19 protein-coding genes are annotated in these 19,063 nt (G+C 65.5%); 14 read left to right on the forward strand and 5 right to left on the reverse strand.

Translation table 11 applies throughout. The features are described from left to right. Nucleotides 1-5: 5 nt before the first annotated feature. On the forward strand, nucleotides 6-350 hold the full coding sequence (locus FJV43_RS28840; RefSeq protein ID WP_061878014.1) for a DUF1491 family protein: 345 nt from the start codon (nucleotides 6-8) through the stop codon (nucleotides 348-350). A 147-nt stretch (nucleotides 351-497) separates the two neighbouring features. Here the strand turns inward: FJV43_RS28840 and FJV43_RS28845 are convergent, their stop codons facing one another. Next, complete coding sequence (locus FJV43_RS28845; RefSeq protein ID WP_239622390.1) at nucleotides 498-1,445, reverse strand: DUF2336 domain-containing protein; 948 nt, start codon at nucleotides 1,443-1,445, stop codon at nucleotides 498-500. A gap of 255 nt (nucleotides 1,446-1,700) precedes the next feature. On the opposite strand from FJV43_RS28845, the gene FJV43_RS28850 reads away from it, so the two are divergent. The 6 genes from FJV43_RS28850 (at nucleotide 1,701) to FJV43_RS28875 (ending at nucleotide 7,726) form a co-directional block, all read left to right on the forward strand. Next, the gene (locus FJV43_RS28850) at nucleotides 1,701-1,889 is read left to right on the forward strand and encodes a hypothetical protein (RefSeq protein ID WP_131874317.1); all 189 of its coding nucleotides are present in this window, start codon (nucleotides 1,701-1,703) and stop codon (nucleotides 1,887-1,889) included. Between the two features lie 16 nt (nucleotides 1,890-1,905). Further along, nucleotides 1,906-2,667, forward strand: a complete 762-nt coding sequence (locus tag FJV43_RS28855; protein WP_239622391.1) for a hypothetical protein — start codon at nucleotides 1,906-1,908, stop codon at nucleotides 2,665-2,667. A gap of 347 nt (nucleotides 2,668-3,014) precedes the next feature. Beyond that, complete coding sequence (locus FJV43_RS28860; RefSeq protein ID WP_239622392.1) at nucleotides 3,015-6,293, forward strand: CHAT domain-containing protein; 3,279 nt, start codon at nucleotides 3,015-3,017, stop codon at nucleotides 6,291-6,293. A 25-nt stretch (nucleotides 6,294-6,318) separates the two neighbouring features. After that, entirely contained in the window at nucleotides 6,319-6,762 is a 444-nt protein-coding gene (locus FJV43_RS28865) for a hypothetical protein (RefSeq protein WP_239622393.1), read from the forward strand. Next, the gene (locus tag FJV43_RS28870) at nucleotides 6,762-6,956 is read left to right on the forward strand and encodes a hypothetical protein (RefSeq protein WP_239629647.1); all 195 of its coding nucleotides are present in this window, start codon (nucleotides 6,762-6,764) and stop codon (nucleotides 6,954-6,956) included. The genes FJV43_RS28865 and FJV43_RS28870 overlap by 1 nt, the downstream gene beginning before the upstream one ends. 2 nt (nucleotides 6,957-6,958) lie before the next feature. Then, a complete protein-coding gene (locus tag FJV43_RS28875) occupies nucleotides 6,959-7,726 on the forward strand; it encodes a hypothetical protein (protein WP_239622394.1) in 768 nt (255 codons plus the stop codon). Between the two features lie 60 nt (nucleotides 7,727-7,786). Here the strand turns inward: FJV43_RS28875 and arsC are convergent, their stop codons facing one another. From arsC to FJV43_RS28895, 4 genes are all read right to left on the reverse strand, one after another. Further along, nucleotides 7,787-8,188 carry an arsenate reductase (glutaredoxin) gene (arsC, locus tag FJV43_RS28880; RefSeq protein WP_239622395.1) on the reverse strand — a complete coding sequence of 134 codons (402 nt, stop codon included), beginning with the start codon at nucleotides 8,186-8,188 and terminating at the stop codon, nucleotides 7,787-7,789. A gap of 67 nt (nucleotides 8,189-8,255) precedes the next feature. Beyond that, the gene (gene arsB / locus FJV43_RS28885) at nucleotides 8,256-9,311 is read right to left on the reverse strand and encodes an ACR3 family arsenite efflux transporter (RefSeq protein WP_239629649.1); all 1,056 of its coding nucleotides are present in this window, start codon (nucleotides 9,309-9,311) and stop codon (nucleotides 8,256-8,258) included. A 2-nt stretch (nucleotides 9,312-9,313) separates the two neighbouring features. Then, nucleotides 9,314-9,841 (reverse strand): arsenate reductase ArsC, encoded by a 528-nt coding sequence (locus tag FJV43_RS28890; RefSeq protein ID WP_239622396.1) that lies wholly within the window; start codon nucleotides 9,839-9,841, stop codon nucleotides 9,314-9,316. Then, a complete protein-coding gene (locus tag FJV43_RS28895) occupies nucleotides 9,834-10,196 on the reverse strand; it encodes a metalloregulator ArsR/SmtB family transcription factor (RefSeq protein WP_239622397.1) in 363 nt (120 codons plus the stop codon). Before FJV43_RS28895 ends, FJV43_RS28890 begins: the two co-directional genes overlap by 8 nt. 126 nt (nucleotides 10,197-10,322) lie before the next feature. On the opposite strand from FJV43_RS28895, the gene FJV43_RS28900 reads away from it, so the two are divergent. From FJV43_RS28900 to FJV43_RS28930, 7 genes are all read left to right on the forward strand, one after another. Further along, entirely contained in the window at nucleotides 10,323-10,640 is a 318-nt protein-coding gene (locus FJV43_RS28900) for a helix-turn-helix domain-containing protein (RefSeq protein WP_061878003.1), read from the forward strand. 49 nt (nucleotides 10,641-10,689) lie between these two features. After that, nucleotides 10,690-12,054: an NAD(P)-binding domain-containing protein gene (locus FJV43_RS28905; RefSeq protein ID WP_239622398.1), complete on the forward strand. Its 1,365-nt coding sequence runs from the start codon at nucleotides 10,690-10,692 to the stop codon at nucleotides 12,052-12,054. Further along, complete coding sequence (locus FJV43_RS28910) at nucleotides 12,051-13,226, forward strand: MFS transporter (RefSeq protein ID WP_239622399.1); 1,176 nt, start codon at nucleotides 12,051-12,053, stop codon at nucleotides 13,224-13,226. Before FJV43_RS28905 ends, FJV43_RS28910 begins: the two co-directional genes overlap by 4 nt. A gap of 198 nt (nucleotides 13,227-13,424) precedes the next feature. Then, nucleotides 13,425-13,790, forward strand: coding sequence for a hypothetical protein (locus FJV43_RS28915; protein ID WP_239629650.1), 366 nt, complete (start codon nucleotides 13,425-13,427; stop codon nucleotides 13,788-13,790). A 101-nt stretch (nucleotides 13,791-13,891) separates the two neighbouring features. Then, nucleotides 13,892-14,284: a FixH family protein gene (locus FJV43_RS28920; RefSeq protein WP_239622400.1), complete on the forward strand. Its 393-nt coding sequence runs from the start codon at nucleotides 13,892-13,894 to the stop codon at nucleotides 14,282-14,284. Nucleotides 14,285-14,366: 82 nt separating this feature from the next. Then, nucleotides 14,367-15,788 carry an efflux RND transporter periplasmic adaptor subunit gene (locus FJV43_RS28925; RefSeq protein WP_239622401.1) on the forward strand — a complete coding sequence of 474 codons (1,422 nt, stop codon included), beginning with the start codon at nucleotides 14,367-14,369 and terminating at the stop codon, nucleotides 15,786-15,788. Continuing rightward, a complete protein-coding gene (locus FJV43_RS28930) occupies nucleotides 15,785-18,976 on the forward strand; it encodes an efflux RND transporter permease subunit (RefSeq protein WP_239622402.1) in 3,192 nt (1,063 codons plus the stop codon). Before FJV43_RS28925 ends, FJV43_RS28930 begins: the two co-directional genes overlap by 4 nt. Nucleotides 18,977-19,063 lie beyond the last annotated feature (87 nt).

Genomic DNA, 19,063 nt, shown 5'->3' on the forward strand with positions numbered 1-19,063 from the left:
AATTCATGCGTTTGAAATCCAACATTTGGGTGGCCGCTTACTTGCGCCGCTGCCAGACCGAGGGCGTGTTCGGCGCCGTGCGACGCCGCGGCGCCGAGGAGGCGGGCGCGGTGTTCGTCAAGGTGTCGCTGCTCGACGGCAATGCGATGCTGTACGCGCCGGCGCCGCAGACCGTCTATGACGACGGCCGGCCCATCGATCGCTTCTTCGTGCCCGTGTCACCGCAGCCTCTGCCGGAGCACACGATCGAGGAGCGGCTGACCAAGGAGATCCGCTTCGATTCCGACGCCTGGATCGTCGAGACCGAGGACCGTGCCGGACGGCATTTTCTGGAATTGGCAAAGATGTAACTATCGCGCCCCGCCGTCATTGCGAGGAGCAAAGCGACGAAGCAATCCAGAATCTTTCTACGGAGGATTGATTCGCTGCGCTCGCAACGACGAGCTTGAACAGGCGTTGCGCACCCCACATCCAATGTCGCTGCCTCATGGCCGTCTTTACCGGTCCGACGAACCCGTGCCCTTGCGCACCGTCGGGCTGGAGCCGGGCTGCGCGCCCGGCCGCGTCTGGCTCGCGCCCGCACGCGCGCGCTGGCGTTCGCCGTCATGCAGCGCTGCCTGGTACTTTGCGCGCGTGACGGCGAGCGTCGAGCCGCGCCAGGCCGCCAGCATCACCAGCGCCGAGCGCTCGGCGAGTCGGTCGTAGAGCCGCGACAGTCGGTACACGGCGTTCACGGACGTGCCGATCTCCGGCTTGAAGAACAGCAGGATGCGCTGGAACACCGGGCTCGGCATATCGAGCGCGCGCGCGGCGACGGCGAGCGCCTCGCCGCCAGCATCGTCGACGATCTGGGCCGCGACGCGCGAGGGCAGGAGCAGGCTGTCGCCGAGCTCGAAGGTGAAGTTCTCGACGTCACCCGCGATCGCCGCCATTTCCAGGATCTGGATCGCGCGTTTGGCGCGCACGGTTGGGATGCGGGGAGCGGCCTTCAGCGGGGTCTGTGCCAGATTGTGCAGGATCAGCGCGCGCTCGGAGGCGCCGGCGCGGAAGAACATGTCGTGGATCTCGGCCGCCTCCTTCGGCTGCATCGCCATGTCGGCGGTCATGCGCTGCTCGGGCTCGGCGGGCGCGCGCGCCGGAGAGGGAGGTAATGGAACCCTGCGGCCTTCCTGTGCCGCGACCAGCCCGAGCTTCTGCAGGACCGGGACGGGCGTGTGCGGATAGACCGCGAGCCGCGCCTTGACGGCCGCGCGCGTCGCATCGTCGACCTGGTCGATCAGCCGCGTGGCGAGCTCAACGAACTGCCGCTGCTCGTCCTCGCTGTGGGTGCCGGTCTGGACATACAGGTCGGTCAGCACGCGCAGCAGCGTTGGACGGACGTCGACACCTTCGCGACGGGACAGGTTCATCAGCCCGTCGAATCCGGGAAACAGCGACTTGGTCATGGAGGCGTACGCAACTCGGAAAAGATACTTGCGAGCGAACCTAGCGCAGGTTCTTTTAAAGCCTCGTTAAGGAAAATGAGGCGTGAAGCCGGCCGTGCAATTCAAGGCGTTGTCGTACCGCAACGGGACGGCGCGGCGCGCCCGTGCGGTTACGGTTCAAGGGCGCGCGTTTACATCCCGTTAACCATGAACTGATCTTAATGATCGCCACGTTGCAGAGGCGCGTTCGGTCGCACGGCAATTGAGAGAGCTGACATGGGGACCATCATCGAATTTCCGGCCGGTCGCCGGGTGGGCTCGTCGGGGGATGTCGCTCCACGCGCGGACATGGGAACGGTCGTGATCCTTCCCGTGATCCGGATCGAGCGTGAGGCGGACGAAACCAGCGGCGATCGCGGGCCGGAGCAGGGCGCAGCGCCGGGGCGCCGTCGTCGCCGCCGCTGACATCCGGCTTCACGCAATGCCGGAATCCATCCGCCAGATCCGGCCTGTCCTTTCGGCCGTGCTGCTCGCCCTGCTTGGCGCGGGGCTGTGCGCCTGCAGCGGCGGCGATTTCGGCCGCACGCGCGCCGACATGCGCAGCGACGACATGCACCGCTGGCTGGGCGCGGAGGTCACCTCCAGCGTCGGCCTGCAGCCCTCGCAATTCCAGCTCACCGACGAAGAGCGCCAGCTTCGCGATCTCGCCTATCCCATGATCGAGCCGCCGCTGTCGCGGCCGGCCTGGAAGAGCGTGTTCGGCGACTACAAGGCGCTGCCCTCGCCCTGGCGGCAGAAGGTCGTGTTCGACCGCACCATGTACGGACGCACGCTGATCGACGAGCCGCACCGCTCGCATTCCTCGCGCTATGCGCAGCTGATCGAGGACGTCCGCAACGACATCACGCGGTTCGAGCCGTTCTTCGGCAGCGCGATCCGCGTCATCGATCTCGACAGGAAGCGCAATGCCAGCATGGCACGCGTCTCCGCGCTCTCACCAAGGGAGAGGGACGATGCGGTCGCTCGCATGCAGGAGAACTCGCTGATCATCCAGTGGGTGCAGCAGTGCCTGGAGCAGCGCATCTCGTCCTACCGCTGGGCGCTGGAACGCCTGGTGATCCAGGCTCCCGACGGCATGGCCGCCGATGCCGACCGCCTGATCGGCGAACTCGCCGCCCAGACCGCCAATCCACCGGTCGCGGCACAGCCGCCCTACGGCCGGGCGGTCGTCTCGAAGGGCTGACCATACAACCCGTTGCCGGCCGAGCGCAGCCATCTCGCCCTTGCAGCCAGGTCAGCGAAGCTAGCCTGAAGCCGCCGCCACCTCATGCCGGCCGCAACCGCCTGGTCCGTTGAGGCATCCGGGAACCGCCTTGATTGCCCTTGTCCTTCCCTACGGTCCGGATAGGATGGTCCCGTTTCTTCAAGTTATTTTTTCAAAGGTTGTTCGAGATGCGCTTGGACACCATTGGTCCGTTTAAGAGCCGTCTGGACCTTAGCCCACGCCAACTGCTGACCTTTGCCCTTCTGCTAGGGTCAACCGGCTCTGCAACCGCGCTGACCAAGGAAGCGGCGCTCGAGAATTGTCGGATGACGGTCGGCAGGCCGATCGTGCAGGCCTGCATGCGCGCAGGTGGAGGGCCGGCCGGCGGTGCCAATCTCGAAGCTTGCCGCGCCAAGGCCTCGCCCCAGGTCAGGGCCTGCGTGATGGCGGCACTGAATGCCGCCAATGGCCGCGCCAATGTCGCAGTCGAGCTTCCCAAGGAAATGGGACCCAAGCTCGAGGCAGGCACCGCGCTCCCGAAGGATTTCGTCGCGCCGCCCCGCAGCATCGCCGACATCACGGCGATCCTCGACGGCGACAAGCCCGACGAGAAGACGATCGCGAAATTGAAGTCGGACGCCGAAGCCGCACCGACCGGCAAGGAATCCCGTCAGGATCTCGCCGAGCTTTATTTCGATCGCGCCAACGCGCGCGCGCAGCTCGGCCGGCTCGCCGAGGCGATGTCCGACGCCGACAAGGCCGTGGAAGTCGGGCGCGGCGCCGTCAGTCCGAATTTGCTGGCGCGGATGTTGCAGCTTCAGTCGCTGCAGCACGCTCTTGCGGGGGACCCGAAGCGCGCGCTCGAGATCATGCAGAGGCTTCTGCGCGAAGCGGCCAGTATGCCGGGCGCCAAGGGATGGCAGTTCAACACCAACCGCGGGGTCGCGGCCGTCCTCATCCAGATGGGCGACGTCGCGCAGGCTGAAGCCTATCTGCGCCGCAGCCAGACCGCGATCCAGGAGGCCCGGACCAGCGGCCATCCCAATTGGCGGTCGGCCTATTCCAGGTTCGGCCAGAGCTGGGAAGGCGAGCTGGAGCTGGCTCGCGCCCTGATTTTCGAGGCGCGCGGACAGTTTGCCGACGCCGAGACCGCCTATCGCAATGCGGAGGTGCGCAAGCGCGCAAGCACGAAGGCGATCATGGAGTCGGACAACGCGCCGGCGGAAACACTCCTGCAGCAGGCGATCGACGGCACCGTGTTGAACCAGGCGCGGATGAAGGCGAAGCAGGGCCGGCTCGCCGAGGCCGAGGCGGACGCGCGTCGCGCGCTGCTCTCGCGCCTGAAGGACACCGGCAAGTACAATCCCGTCACGCCGCGTTTCGTGATGGGGCTGGCGGGCATTCTGGTCGATCAGGGCCGTTACGAGGAGGCCGAGAAGCTCGGTCGTGTGGCGCTCGAGATCAACAAGAGCGTGGGTGTGCCGGAGGACTCGCAGACGACGGTACAATTGCTGTCGCAGCTCGCCGGCATTCTGACGCTTCGGCGCCAGAATGCCGAAGCGAACGAGATGTTTGCGAGGATCGACAAGGCCGTGGCCGGCTGGGATCCGCAGCGCCGTCAGGTGTTCGAACTCAATCCGTCCCGAATCCTCTCGCTTTACGGCTCCGGTCAGTTGGACGCAGGCATCGCCGCGGCCGAGCAGCTCGTGAAGAAGCAGGTCGCCCGGGTCGGCGAGAATCATTTCGATTCCGCCTCGGCGCGCGGCACGCTGGCCGTCGGACTGATGCGCGCACGCCGCGATGCTGAAGCTATCCGGGAGTTCAAGGCTGCCATCCCGGTCATGGTGGCGAGCGCCGGAGAAAACGCCGACGATGAGAACACGACGGTGGTGGCCGCGCGCAGCCAGCGGCTGCAGACCATCGTGGAGAGCTATCTGCTGCTGCTTGCCAGGGCCGTAGGAACCGGCAAGGAGGTTGGCGAAGAGACGTTCGGCCTCGCTGATGCTGTCCGCGGCCGTTCGGTGCAGCAGGCGCTGGCCGCTTCGAGCGCGCGTGCGGCGGCAAAGGACCCTGCGCTTGCCGAGCTCGTGCGCAAGGAGCAGGACCTCACCAAGCAGGTCAACGCCCAGCTCGGCACGCTCAACAACGTGCTCGCGCTTCCCGCGGCGGAACGGGACGAGAAGGGCGTTGCACAAATCCAGGCTTCGATTGGCGCCTTGCGCGGGCAGCGCGACAAGGCGCGCCAGGAGATCAAGCAGAAGTTTCCGATTTACGCCGATCTCGTTTCGCCCAGGCCGCCGAGCGTCGCCGAGATCCGCGCCACGCTGGCCGACGATGAGGCCATGCTGTCGTTCTATTTCGGCCAGAACGGCAGTTTCGTCTGGGCCGTGCCGAAGTCCGGGCCGGTGGCGTTCGCCGCCGTGCAGGCCAGGATCGGCGACATCGAGACGAAGATCCGCAAGCTGCGCGAAGCGCTCGAGCCGCAAGCTGCGATGATCTCTGACATTCCGCCCTTCGACCTCAAGCTCGGCCACGAGCTCTACGAACTGCTGCTCAAGCCGGTCGAGAGCGGCTGGAAGCCGGCCAGGAACGTGATCGTCGTGACCAACGGCGCGCTGGGATTGTTGCCGCTGTCCTTGTTGCCGACGGCGCCGGCGGAAGTGTCTGCCGACGAGGACCCGCTCTTCATCGGTTATCGCAGTGTGCCGTGGCTGGCGCGAACCCATGCCGTGTCGACGGTGCCTTCGGCGGCGGCGCTGCGCACGCTGCGGCAATTGCCGCCGGGCAAGCCCGGCCGCGGCGACCTCGTGGCCTTTGGCGATCCCTATTTCAACAGCGAGCAGCAGGCCGAGGCGGAAGGCGGAGGCGAGAAGATTCAGGTCGCCGACGCCGGCGGCAACATCACCCGCGGCGGCCCGCTGAAGCGGCGCAACAGTCCCAAGCTCGAAGGCGTCGACAGCGCCGAGCTCGGCCTCTTGCCCCGTCTGCCCGATACCGCCGACGAGTTGAAATCGATCGCGCTGGCCTTGCAGGCGGACCCCTCCAAGGTGCTGTTTCTCGGCAAGAGCGCAACCGAGAGCGCGGTGAAGACCATGAATCTGTCTGGCTTCAGGATCCTGGCCTTTGCAACCCATGGACTGGTCCCGGGCGAGCTGAACGGGCTGACGCAGCCGGCGCTCGCTTTGTCGTCGCCGGCGGTGACGGGTGAGGGCGGCGACGGCCTCCTGACCATGGAGGAGATCCTGGGCCTCAAGCTGGATGCGGACTGGGTCATCCTGTCGGCCTGCAACACCGGCGCCGGTGCCGGGGCAGGGGCGGAGGCGGCATCCGGCCTTGGGCGCGCGTTTTTCTACGCCGGAACGCGCGCGCTGCTGGTGACGAACTGGTCGGTCCACTCACAGTCGGCGCGACAATTGGTGACCGACCTGTTCAAGCGGCAGGCCGACGATCCCAAGCTGTCGCGCAGCGAGGCGCTGCGCCAGGCGGCGATGGCTCTCGTCGATGGGCCGGGCTATCTCAACAGCGAGGGCAAGACCGAGTTCGCCTATGCGCATCCGCTGTTCTGGGCGCCTTACACCATCATCGGCGATGGCGGCTTGCGTTGACGAACGGGGAAGGGGGGGCAGGGAAATGAAGCGGAAAGTCTTGTTGGGCCTTGTGGCTGCAGGTTTGTCGTTCTCGGCACCATCGCGCGCCACGCTGTTGATCACGGAGGAGGAAGCGAAATTGCCGCCGCCGAAGGGCGCAGTTGCCGTCGATCAGCGCGGCATCCTGCGCGGTCCCAAGGTCGAGTTCGTCTCGCCGGGCGGCTCGGCGAGCTCACCTCTCCGGCTGGTGTTGAAATTTCAATCCTATGGCGGGGCCAAGATCGATCCGGAGTCGGTCAAGGTGATCTTCCTCCGGACGCCGAACGTCGACCTGACCCCTCGGGTCAAGCCCTTCGTGCAGGCCGACGGCATCAACATGCAGGATGCGGAGCTGCCGCCCGGCGAATACACGGTGCGCGTCGATATCAAGGACAGTGATGGCCGACCGGGTACGGCAATGTTCACCCTCAAGGTGGCGCCCAAGTGATGTGCCCCTACTGCCGGTCCGAAAGTGCAGAGGGCGCGCTGGTTTGCGCCTCGTGCGGGCGCGACATCGCCGTCCCCGCCACGCTGATTGCCGAGCGCGACGATCTCCTGCGCAAGCGCGAGGAGCTGCGCGATGAACTGCGGCGGGCCAGGGACGAGGTCGAAGCCATCATGAAGCGGAGAAAGTCGCGCTAGCGATGGAGTGTCCGTTCTGCTCCGAGACGATCAAGGACGAAGCCATCGCGTGCAAGCATTGTTCGCGAGACTTGCGCGTCGTACGGCCGACGCTGCTCGAGATTGACGAGATCGTCGCCGAGCTGGACAAGCTCAGGCGCGATCTCGATCGCGTCAATGTCCGCCTCGAGCGCTACAACAACCCGCTGCGTTATTATGGAACGCATGCGGTGCTCTATGTCTTGATTCCGTCCCTGCTGCTAGTGATTGCGCATGTGCTCGTGACCATCACCTTCAACGTGTCGCCGATCCCGCTTCGGATTGCATCGATCGTCATTCCGCTCCTGTTCGGATTCGTGGCCTATCCGCTGCACCGGGTCTCCGCCCTGACGGCATTCGTGCTGGCGTTCCTGGCCGCAGGCGTCAGCATCCTGGCGATGCTGACGGTCACCGGCCTGCACGATGATGTCCCGATCCTGCCGACGATCTGGATCGAGTGGCGCGAGGTTTTCGAATATGGCGCCAGCATCCTGCTCGCTTTCGTTTCGGGAAACATCCTCAGCGTCGTGATCTTCCAGATCCTGCCGCGTGTGCTGACCCAGGGCGGCAAGCCGAATGCGTTCGCCTTCCGCGTGGCGCGACTGCTCGGGCAGCACGTCGGCGAGGAGCAGCTGCGCCGCCGGGCTCGCTTGATCCAGGACCTCATGCAGACCGCGGGGCCGCTGGCCGGCGTCGCTGCGACCGGCGTCGGGTCGATCTACGCGGGGTTGAAGGGCTTCTTGCTCGGATAGCTCCGCGTTCAACGCGGACGCTTGGTCCGGGCCGGCGTGGCCCCGGGAAAAGATGCAAGCCTATCGCGCCTCGACCACCTCGCCGTCTTCCTTCACGAAGCGGCCAACCGGATTGTCCAGGATATCCATCACGGCCTCCGACGGCCGGCACAGGCGCGTGCCCTTTGGTGTCACCACGATCGGGCGGTTGATCAGAATGGGATGTGCGATCATGAAATCCAGGAGCTCGTCGTCGGTCCATTTGGGATCGTCCAGGCCGAGCTCCTTGTATGGCGTTCCCTTCTCACGCAGCAGCGCGCGGACCGGAATGCCCATCGTTGCGATCAATTCCTCGAGCTTCTCCCGCGAGGGCGGCGTCTTGAGATATTCGATGACGACGGGCTCAGTGCCGCTCTGCCGGATCATCGCCAGCGTGTTGCGCGAGGTGCCGCAAGCCGGGTTGTGATAGATCGTGACGCTCATCGACTTGTCTCCGTGACTGGCAGACCGGCATCCATCGCTGCCGCACCGCCGCCGGCAAATGATGAGTTCATTGGCGGGCCTCGGCAGCTGTCGGGACTTTAGCTGTCCCCGCTTCGTACCAGCCCCGCGTGGCCTTGACGATGCGGACGACGGACAGCATCACCGGGACCTCGACGAGGACGCCGACCACGGTCGCCAGGGCCGCGCCGGAGTCCAGGCCGAACAGGCTGATTGCAGCGGCGACCGCCAGTTCGAAGAAGTTGCTCGCGCCGATGAGGGCAGCCGGAGCCGCGACGCACCAGGCCACGCCGAACCGCCGGCTCAGCCAATAGGCCAGGCCCGCATTGAGATAGACTTGCACGAGGATCGGGACGGCAAGGATCGCGATGACGCCGGGCTGTCTGACGATCTGCTCTCCCTGGAAGCCGAAGAGCAGCACCAACGTCGCGAGGAGCGCGACAAGCGAGAGAGGCTGCAGCATCCGCATGACGCGGTTGAAGCTGGCGTCGCCGCCTCGCAGCAGCATCTTGCGCCACAGCTGAGCGACAATCACGGGAACAACGATGTAAAGCAGGACGGACAGAAGCAGTGTGTCCCAGGGGACGCTGATCGAGGCCACTCCGAGCAGCAGCCCCACGAGCGGCGCGAACAGGAAAACCATGATCACGTCGTTGAGTGCGACCTGGCTCAGAGTGTAGTGGGGCTCCCCTTCGCACAAATTGGACCACACGAACACCATCGCAGTGCAGGGGGCAGCCGCAAGCAGGATCAAGCCGGCGATGTAGGACGGGATCTGGTCGGACGGCAGCCACGGTGCGAAGACGTGACCGACGAAGAAGGAGCCCAGTAGCGCCATCGAGAACGGCTTCACGGCCCAATTGATGAAGAGGGTGACGCCGACGCCGCGCCAATGCTCCCGGACCTGGCCCAGTGAGCCGAAGTCGATCTTCAACAACATCGGCACGATCATGAGCCAGATCAGTATCGCGACCGGCAGGTTGACCTTGGCGACCTCAGCGGCTGCAACCGCGCCGAAGAAGCCGGGCATGACGTGCCCCAATGCGACGCCGACCACGATGCAAAGCGCGACCCACAAAGTGAGGTATCGTTCGAAGATGCTCATGGTCACGCCACGTCGCTCTTGCCGGAGGTTGCCCCCTCGGAGCGGCCGATTTCCCGCAGCTTGGTCCCCAGCGAAAGCCGGTCGATGCCGCTGAGGGGCAGGTTCACGAACGCGCTGATGCGGTTCTTCAGGTAGCGGAAGGCCGTCGAGAAGGCCGCAAGTCTTTCAATCTCGGTGCCTTCGACGGCCGCAGGATCTTCGATGCCCCAATGCGCAGTCGTCGGTTGACCCGGCCAGACCGGACAGGATTCGCCGGCGGCGTTGTCGCAGACGGTGAAGACGAAATCCATTACCGGCGCATCGGGCGCGGCGAACTCGAGCCAGCTCTTCGAGCGCATCCCGTCGGTCGGATAGTCCATGCTCTGCAGCGTGCGCAGCGCCAGCGGATGCACGGCGCCTTTCGGTGTGCTCCCCGCGGAGTAGGACCGGAAGCGCCCGGCACCGTCCTTGCGAAGGATCGATTCCGCGAGCACGGAACGGGCCGAATTGCCCGTACAGAGGAACAGCACATTGTAGACGCGATCAGGCACGGGCCTTCTCCTTTCGCTTGGGAGCGCAGCACGATTGCAAAGTCTCGACGACGGGCTCGCAGACTTCCGGCCGTCCGCCGCAGCAATCGCGCAGCAGGAAGACGGCAACGTCGCGAAATTCACCGAGGTTGGCGCGGTAGACGATCGAACGGCTGTGCCGCTCGGACATCACGAGGCGCGCGCGGCTCAGAATCGACAGATGCGCCGAGAGCGTGTTCTGGGGGACTTCCAGCAGGCGTGCGAGATCGCCGGCCGCAAGACCGTCAGGCTCGTGTCTGACCAGCGTCCGGAACGCCTCCAGGCGGGTCGGTTGAGACAGCGCGGCAAGCGCCAGGACGGCTTCTTCTGTTTCCATATATCCAGATTTATGGAATTGTTAGGGTCGCGTCAACCTGAAATCCGCGACCTCGTGAGGCCAATATTTCGAATATTCTAGAAATAGCGTTTGACAGATGATGTAGCACGGGTACATCCTGGCCTCATGAAGATCGATGACGCAGCAGCGCGTTTGGAGGCCCTGGGGAATCGGACCCGGCTTCAGATCTACCGCGCATTGGTTCGGGCCGGGCACGCGGGCATGCCGGTTGGCCGCTTGCAGGACAAGCTGAAGATCCCGGCGTCAACGCTGTCGCACCACATCAAGACCCTGGTCGCGGTCGGACTGGTCAGTCAGGTCAGGGAATCGACGACCCTGATCTGCCACGCCAACTTCGACGCCATGCGGGGCCTGGTCGACTATCTGGTCGCGGAGTGCTGCGCGGACGAAGCCGGATGCAAGGATGCTCAGACGGCAGCCTGATTCATTTGACGATTTATTCCATAATTCTAGAAATATAGGAGAAAGCGACATGAGCAAGAAAACGGTGGCCATCATCGGGGCGGGGCCGGTCGGTCTCGCCGCCGCCGCGCACGTGCTCGAACGCGGCATGTCCCCTGTCGTGCTCGAGGCCGGATCCGAGGCCGGGCATGCGGTGCGGCAGTGGCGGCACGTCCAGCTCTTCTCGCCGTGGGAATACAATGTCGACAAGGCGGCGGCGCGCCTGCTCGCGCCGACGGGCTGGAATTCGCCGGACCCGCAATCCTATCCGACCGGCGGCGAACTGATCGAGCGCTACCTCGCGCCGCTCGCAACGCGAACGCTGTTGCGCGAGACGATCCGGACGTCGAGCCGCGTCACGGCGATCAGCCGCGTGGGCTTCGACAAGGCGAAGACCAGGGGCCGCGAGCAGGCGCCCTTCGAACTCCGCTATCAGAACGGCAGGGGCCCCGAGGTGCTGCGCGCCGATGCCGTCATCGACGTGTCAGGCACGTGGTTCTCGCCCAATCCGGCCGGCAGCAACGGTCTGCCCGCGATCGGCGAACGCGAGCGCAGCGATCGCATCGCCTATGGCATGCCGGATGTGCGAGGTGCTGCGCGCAACAAATATGCCGGCAAGACCGTCGCCGTGCTCGGTGGCGGCCATTCCGCGCTGGGCACGCTGATCGAACTCGCACGGCTCGCCGAGGAGGTGCCCGGCACGCAGCCCGTTTGGCTGTTGCGCGGCGACGATCCTGCAAAAGCCTTCGGCGGCGGCAGCAACGACAAGCTTGCCGCGCGCGGCGAGCTGGGATCCACCTTCGCCGCGCTCGTGGCTGACGGAAAGATCAAGGTCGAGACCGACTTCGGTGTCACCCATCTTTCGGAGGTCGAAGGACGTCTCAGGATTTCGGCAGGTGCCTGCTGCGGTGCGCGCAGTGTGGTTGCGGATGAGCTGGTGGTGTCGACCGGTTTCCGTCCCGATCTCTCGTTCCTGTCCGAGCTGCGGCTTCGGCTCGACCCGGCGATCGAGGCGCCCGTCGCACTTGCGCCGCTGATCGATCCCAACGAGCACAGCTGCGGAACGGTGCGGCCTCACGGCGCTCGCGAACTGGCGCATGACGAGCCGGGCTTCTATCTCGCCGGCATGAAATCCTACGGCCGGGCGCCGACCTTCCTGATGACCACCGGATACGAGCAGGTCCGCTCGATCGTCGCCGAGATCGCGGGCGACAAGGAGGCTGCGGCACGGGTCGAGCTCGTGTTGCCCGAGACCGGCGTCTGCACGCGGGCCGGCGTCGAGTCCGCCGGCGCAGCGGGATGCTGCGGCGGTCCGGCCAAGGCCGAACCCTCGGCCTGCTGTGCCGCCGATGAATCCGCCATGAAGGCAGGCAGTGCGGGATGCGGTTGCTCATGACGGGAGGCACTGCGAGCCCGCTCGCTGTCGTCGTCGCGCTCGGCAGCGCCCAGACCATTGCCTGGGCGTCGAGCTACTATCTCCCTGCGATCCTGGCTGCGCCGATTGCGCTCGATCTCGGTCTTGCGCCGACTTACCTGTTCGGCGCGCTGTCGGGAGCGCTCGTCATCTCCGGCCTGCTCGGCCCGAGAGTCGGGCATGCCATCGATACGTTCGGAGGGCGTGGCCTGCTTGCCGTCTCGAACCTCGTTTTCGCGGCAGGCTTGCTCCTGCTGTCCGTGTCCCATGGTGTGGCGCTGCTGATCACCGCCTGGATCCTGCTCGGGATCGGCATGGGCATGGGCCTCTATGAAGCGGCGTTCGCGACGCTTGCGCGGATCTACGGCGCCAATGCGCGAGCAACGATCACCGGCATCACGCTGATCGCCGGTTTCGCCTCTACCCTCGGCTGGCCTCTCACGACGTGGCTTGCTTCGGAGTACGGCTGGCGCGCGGCCTGCCAGGTATGGGCGGTGATCCATATCGGCGTTGCCTTGCCGCTCAATCTTTCGCTGCCCCGTGCCGCTCCATTGGACCAGGAGTCCCGACCGGGCACGGGTGCGAGCCAACACTCCGGCCGCCAGAGCGAAAGCTTCGCGATGATGCTGCTGGCGTACATCTTTGCGGCGGCAAGCTTCGTCAGCTCCGGAGTCTCGGCCATCCTGCCGACCATGCTGGTTGCGTTCGGCGCCACGCCGGCACAGGCCTTGTTCGCAGGAGCATTGGTCGGACCTGCGCAAGTCGGCGCCCGCCTTCTGGAGGCAGGATGGCTCAGCCGGTTTCATCCGCTGCTGTCGGCAAGGCTTGCCATGCTCATGAATCCGATCGGCGTGCTTGCGCTGGTCGCGGGCGGCCCCTGGCTCGCGCCGGCCTTCACGGTGCTGTATGGCGCGGGCAACGGCATCATCACCATCGCCCGTGGTACGCTGCCACTGGCGTTGTTCGGGCCGACGGGATTCGGCAGGCGGGTCGGCATGATCTCGCTGCCGTCGAGGGCAACAGGCGCCTTCGCGCCGCTTGCGCTGGGACTGATGGTGGAGCATTTCGGCAGCAGCGCGCTCTGGATCAGCGCGCTGGCCTCGGCCTCGGCCTTCGTCGCGCTGCTGCTGCTTCGTGCAGATCGGACGACGTGAGTCCCTTGCAATCGACGGTCGGATTCGGCATGTCGGCGACGAGGCGGGGAACTGCTCGCGGCCGAGATCGCAAACGCCCGCTCGGGGTGATCGAAGCCTCGGTCACGAATGCTTGACCCGGATCAAAGAATGCTTTCGGCAGCGGGATATGTTACAAGCGTTGCGGCTCCAATTGTCCAAACGGTAAAAGCAGATCTGATGCGGATCGTCCGTACCATCCTGGCATTCGCCATCGCCCTATCCCTGGCGATGCTGCCGGTTGGCGTGTCTGCTTCCAGCCTCGCCAAGTCGTCGGACGACATGCAGGCGACCATGGTCATGAGCGGCCACGGAGAAATGTCGATGGACGATTGCTGTCCCGACATGAAGGGAACGGGCTCCGACACCGGCGGCTACAAGTGCGGGATGGGGTTCTGCTGTGTCGGCGGCACCGTCGCGCTTGCAGACATCCGGCCCCTGGGCTTCGAATTGCTTGCCATAGCGTCGGGGGAAACCGTCATTCCCGACGATCAGGTCGTCGCCTTCCGCGGCGGCAGTCCTCCCTTCCGGCCCCCTCGAATCTGATCTCGCCAATTTGACGACGCGTGCGCACGGCTGCGCGCGTCGATGGCTGACGTGCGCGCGTCATGCGTCACGGCGGAAGATCAATTCATGAGGACACGACAATGCTTTCCAGATTCAGCGCTGCGGCTCTTGCCGCCACCCTTTCGCTCGCCGCTCCGGCCGCCATGGCGGGCGCAGGCGATTACGCTTTCGAGCCGGTCAATCCCGAGATGAAGAAGGGCGACGACGTCACGCTCGCCGTTCGCCTCACCAACAAGCAGACCGGCAAGCCGGTCTCCGACGCGGTGATCTTCAGGACTCGCGTGGACATGGCGCCTGACGGCATGGCCGACATGGAGTCGGCCGTCGCGCCGCTGCCGTCCCAAGAGCCGGGCATCTATGCCTTCAAGACCGACCTGCCGATGGCCGGCCGCTATCAAGTCACGCTCTCGGCGAAGGTGCAGGGCGAGCCTGACACGGTCACCGGCAAGGTCGTCGTCAAGGCGACGAAGTGAGCCTTCGGGCGCCGCCGGACGGCGCCCGAACTTCTCTTTCCCGTTTACATGGACGCGCGCCCGCGGCGCGCGGTATCTGGCGATGAACACGCAACGTCTTCTCACCGCACTCGCGCTCACTGGCAGCCTGGCCCTGGCCGTTTTCTGGCTCATGAACGACGGAGGCTCGTCCGTCCATGCCGAGGTCGTCTCGGCCACGGCAGGCGGTGCCCGAACGCCGCTCTACTACCGCGATCCGAGCGGCGCGCCGCTCTGGTCGGCCGGGCCGCGGAAGGACGAGCGGGGGCGGGACTATCTGCCGGTCTACGACGACGATCAGGCAGCCCCTGCAGAGTCGAAGCCATCGCAAGCGGCCGCGTCGCGAAAAATCCTCTACTACCGCAATCCCATGGGGCTGCCCGACACCTCGCCGGTGCCGAAGAAGGATCCGATGGGGATGAACTACATCCCCGTTTACGAAGGCGACGACGTCGATGATGGGACGGTGAAGCTGTCGCCCGGCAAGATCCAGCGCACCGGCGTGAAGTCCGAGCCGGCGGCGCGGCGATCAATCCGGGTGCTGGTGAAGGCGCCCGGCACGATTCAGCTGGACGAACGTCGCGTGTCGGTGATCGCGATGCGTGCCGAAAGCTTCGTGCAGAAGGTCGCGGACGTCACCACCGGCACCCGCGTGAAGGCGGGCCAGCCGGTGATGGAGATCTACAGCGCGGCGGTCGCGTCTGCGGCTGCCGAGTATCTCGCGACGATCACCTCGAAGACCGTCGGCGGCGTCGAGTCGTACGGCCGTGGCTCGCGGCAGCGGCTGGTCAATCTCGACGTCCCCGAGCAGGTGATCGCCGAGATGGAGAAGACGCGCGTCGCGCCCGTCACCATCCATTGGTCGGCGCCGCGCGACGGGATCGTGCTCGAGCGCAACGCGATCGAAGGCATGCGCGCCAATCCCGGCGATGTGCTGTTCCGGATCGCTGACACTTCGCTGGTCTGGGCGCTGGTCGACGTCGCCGAGCGCGATCTCGGCAATATCGCGGTGGGGCAGTCCGTTGCGGTGCGCGCGCGCAGCTTTCCCGGCCGCGCGTTCACCGGCAAGATCGCCGTGATCTATCCGCAGGTGAACCGCGATACCCGGACGGTTCGCGTCCGGATCGAGCTCGCCAATCCCGACGCGGCGCTGCTGCCGGACATGTATGTCGATGCCGACATCGACACGGCAGATGGCGCGCCCGTCCTGGCGATACAGGATAGCTCGGTGCTCGACACCGGCACGCGCCAGGCCGTTCTCGTCGACAAGGGAGACGGGCGTTTCGAGCCGCGGGAAGTGAAGCTTGGCCGGCGCGGTGGCGGTTATATCGAGGTGCGGGACGGTCTTGCGGACGGCGAGGCGGTGGTGACCTCCGCCAACTTCCTGATCGATGCGGAGAGCAATCTGAAGGCCGCGCTCAAAGGCTTCGCCGAGGCTGCTCCTCAGGCCTCCGACACGGGCCATGCGGCGGGAGAGCACAAATGATCGCCCGCATCATCGCCTGGTCGGCGCGCAATTTGCTGCTGGTGCTGTTCGGCACCGGTTTTGCGGCCGCCGCCGGCCTCTACGCGCTGCTGCACCTGCCGCTGGATGCGATCCCCGACCTTTCGGACACGCAGGTCATCGTCTACACCGAGTATCCCGGCCAGGCGCCGCAGGTGATCGAGGACCAGGTCACCTATCCCTTGACGACCGCGATGCTGACGGTGCCGAAATCGAAGGTGGTGCGCGGCTTCTCCTTCTTCGGCGTGTCATTCGTCTACGTCATCTTCGAGGACGGCACCGACATCTACTGGGCACGCTCGCGCGTCATGGAATTCCTGAACGGCGCGTCGTCCAGGCTTCCTGCCGGCGTCACCCCGACCATCGGGCCAGACGCGACCGGCGTCGGCTGGGTCTACCAGTACGCCGTGACATCGAGGGAATTGAACCTCGCCGATACGCGAACGATCCAGGACTGGAATCTGAAGTTCGCGCTGGCCAAGGCGGAAGGCGTCGCCGAGGTCGCCAGCATCGGCGGCTTCGTCAAGCAATACAACGTTGTCCTCGATCCGCAGCGGATGCGCGATCGCGGCATCAGCATGCAGAAGATCCGGGAGGCGATCCGCGCCAGCAATGCCGATGTCGGCGGACGCACGGTCGAGCTATCGGAGTTCGAATACGTCATTCGCGGCAAGGGCTACGTCAAGAGCGTCAACGATCTCGGCAACATCGTCCTGAAGACGAGCAATGGCACGCCGGTGCTGCTTCGGGACGTCGCCAAAGTCGAGCTCGGGCCGGACGAGCGGCGCGGCATCGCCGAGCTGAACGGCGAGGGCGAGGTCGCAAGCGGCATCGTATTGCAGCGTTTCGGCGTCAACGCCCTCGACGTCATCGAGAACGTCAAGAAGCGCTTCAAGGAGATCGCGAGCAGCCTGCCGAAGTCGGTCGAGATCGTACCGGTCTACGATCGCTCCAACCTGATCTACGCGGCCATCGATACGCTCAAGCACACGCTGTTCGAGGAGAGCATCGTCGTCGCGCTGGTCTGCATCGTGTTCCTGCTGCACGTCCGCAGCGCGCTGGTCGCGATCCTGATGCTGCCGGTCGGCGTGCTGATGGCGTTCGGCGCCATGAAGCTGCTCGGCCTCGGCTCGAACATCATGAGCCTCGGCGGCATCGCGATTGCGATCGGCGCCATGGTGGATGCCGCGATCGTCATGATCGAGAACGCCCACAAGCACCTCGAACGCGCCAAGCCCGATCAGTCGCGCGTCCAGATCCTGATCGACGCGGCCTCCGAGGTCGGCCCTGCGCTGTTCTTCAGCCTGCTGATCATCACCGTGTCCTTCATGCCGATCTTCACGCTGGAATCGCAGGAAGGGCGGCTGTTCAGTCCGCTGGCGTTCACGAAAACCTTCGCGATGGCTGCTGCGGCGCTGCTGTCCGTCACCCTGGTGCCGGCGCTGATGGTGATCTTCGTCCGTGGCCGGATCGTGCCGGAGCACAGGAATTTCATCAACCGCTTCCTGATCTGGATCTACCGGCCGGTCATCAAGGGCGTGCTGCGTGCCAAGACGCTGGTGATCCTGGCCTCGCTTGTCGTGCTCGCCGTCACGATCTGGCCGGCGCGGCAGCTCGGCACCGAGTTCATGCCGACGCTGAACGAGGGCACGCTGCTCTACATGCCGACGACGCTGCCCGGCATCTCGGTCACCAAGGCGGCCGAACTGATGCAGACGCAGGACCGCATCATCAAGTCGTTCCCGGAGGTCGCGTCCGTCTACGGCAAGGCGGGACGGGCGGCGACCGCGACCGATCCGGCGCCGACCGAGATGTTCGAGACCATCGTCAACCTGAAGCCGAAGGAGCAGTGGCGTCCCGGCGTCACGGTCGACAGCCTGGTCGCGGAGATGGACAAGGCGCTGCAGTTTCCGGGCGTCTCCAACGCCTGGACCATGCCGATCAAGGCGCGCATCGACATGCTGTCCACCGGCATCCGCACGCCAGTCGGCGTCAAGGTGATGGGCACCGACCTCGTCGAGATCGACCGGCTGGCGAAGCAGGTCGAACGGGTGATCAAGGCCGTCCCGGGCACGTCCTCGGCTTACGCCGAGCGCGGCATCGGCGGGTACTATCTCGAGATCGTCCCGGACCGCGAGGCGCTTGCCCGCTATGGCATCCTGATCCAGGACGTTCAGGACACCATCGCGGCCGCTCTCGGCGGCCAGACGGTCACGACGACGGTCGAAGGCCGGCAGCGGTTCACGGTGAACATGCGCTATCCGCGCGATTTGCGCGACAATCCGAAGGCCATCGCCAGCGATATCCTGGTGCCGATGCCGGCGGGCGGCGCGGTGCCGCTCGGCGAGGTCGCGAAGGTCGAGCCGGCGCGGGGGCCGACCTCGATCCGAACGGAGAACGGTCAGCTCGCGACCTACGTCTATGTCGACATCCGCGACCGGGACATCGGCAGCTACGTCGCCGATGCGCAACGCGCGGTGTCGGAAAGCATCGCGTTCCCGCCCGGATACTATGTTGTCTGGAGCGGTCAGTACGAATATTTGCAGCGCGCCGCGGCCCGCCTGAAGATCGTCGTTCCGGTAACGCTCACGATCATCTTCCTGCTGCTGTACCTGAACTTCAGGGCCATGACCGAGACACTCATCGTCATGCTGTCGCTGCCCTTCGCGCTGGTCGGCGGCATCTGGATGATGTGGTGGCTCGGCTTCAACCTGTCGGTCGCCGTCGCCGTCGGCTTCATTGCGCTCGCCGGTGTCGCCGCCGAGACCGGCGTCGTGATGCTGATCTACCTCGAGCACGCGCTGGCCGAGCTGAAGGCGAAGCGCAGCGCCGAGGGCAGGGTCTTCACCCGGCGCGATCTCCACGAGGCCATCATGGAGGGCGCCGTCGAGCGCGTCCGCCCCAAGATGATGACGGTGGTCGCCATCATGGCGGGCCTGTTGCCGATCATGTGGAGCACCGGCACCGGGTCGGAGATCATGCAGCGCATCGCGGTGCCGATGATCGGCGGGATGACGTCGTCGACGCTGCTGACGCTGATCGTGATCCCGGCGATCTTCGGGTTGGTCAAGGGCTTCCACCTGCCTCCCGAGTCCGAGGACAAGGGACAACCGACCGAAATGTCAAAGCCGATCGGTCCGAGATTGCGGGTGCTGCAGTCTGCCGAATGAGGTCAGTCATGTTGAACGGCTGTCAGGAATGTTGGGGCGATGGAATTGATCACCGCATTGGTCGTCATCGCGCTAATATTGGGGACG

The sequence above is a fragment of the Bradyrhizobium sp. I71 genome (assembly GCF_022354745.1).
In the GTDB taxonomy this organism is placed as follows: Bacteria; Pseudomonadota; Alphaproteobacteria; order Rhizobiales; family Xanthobacteraceae; genus Bradyrhizobium; species Bradyrhizobium liaoningense.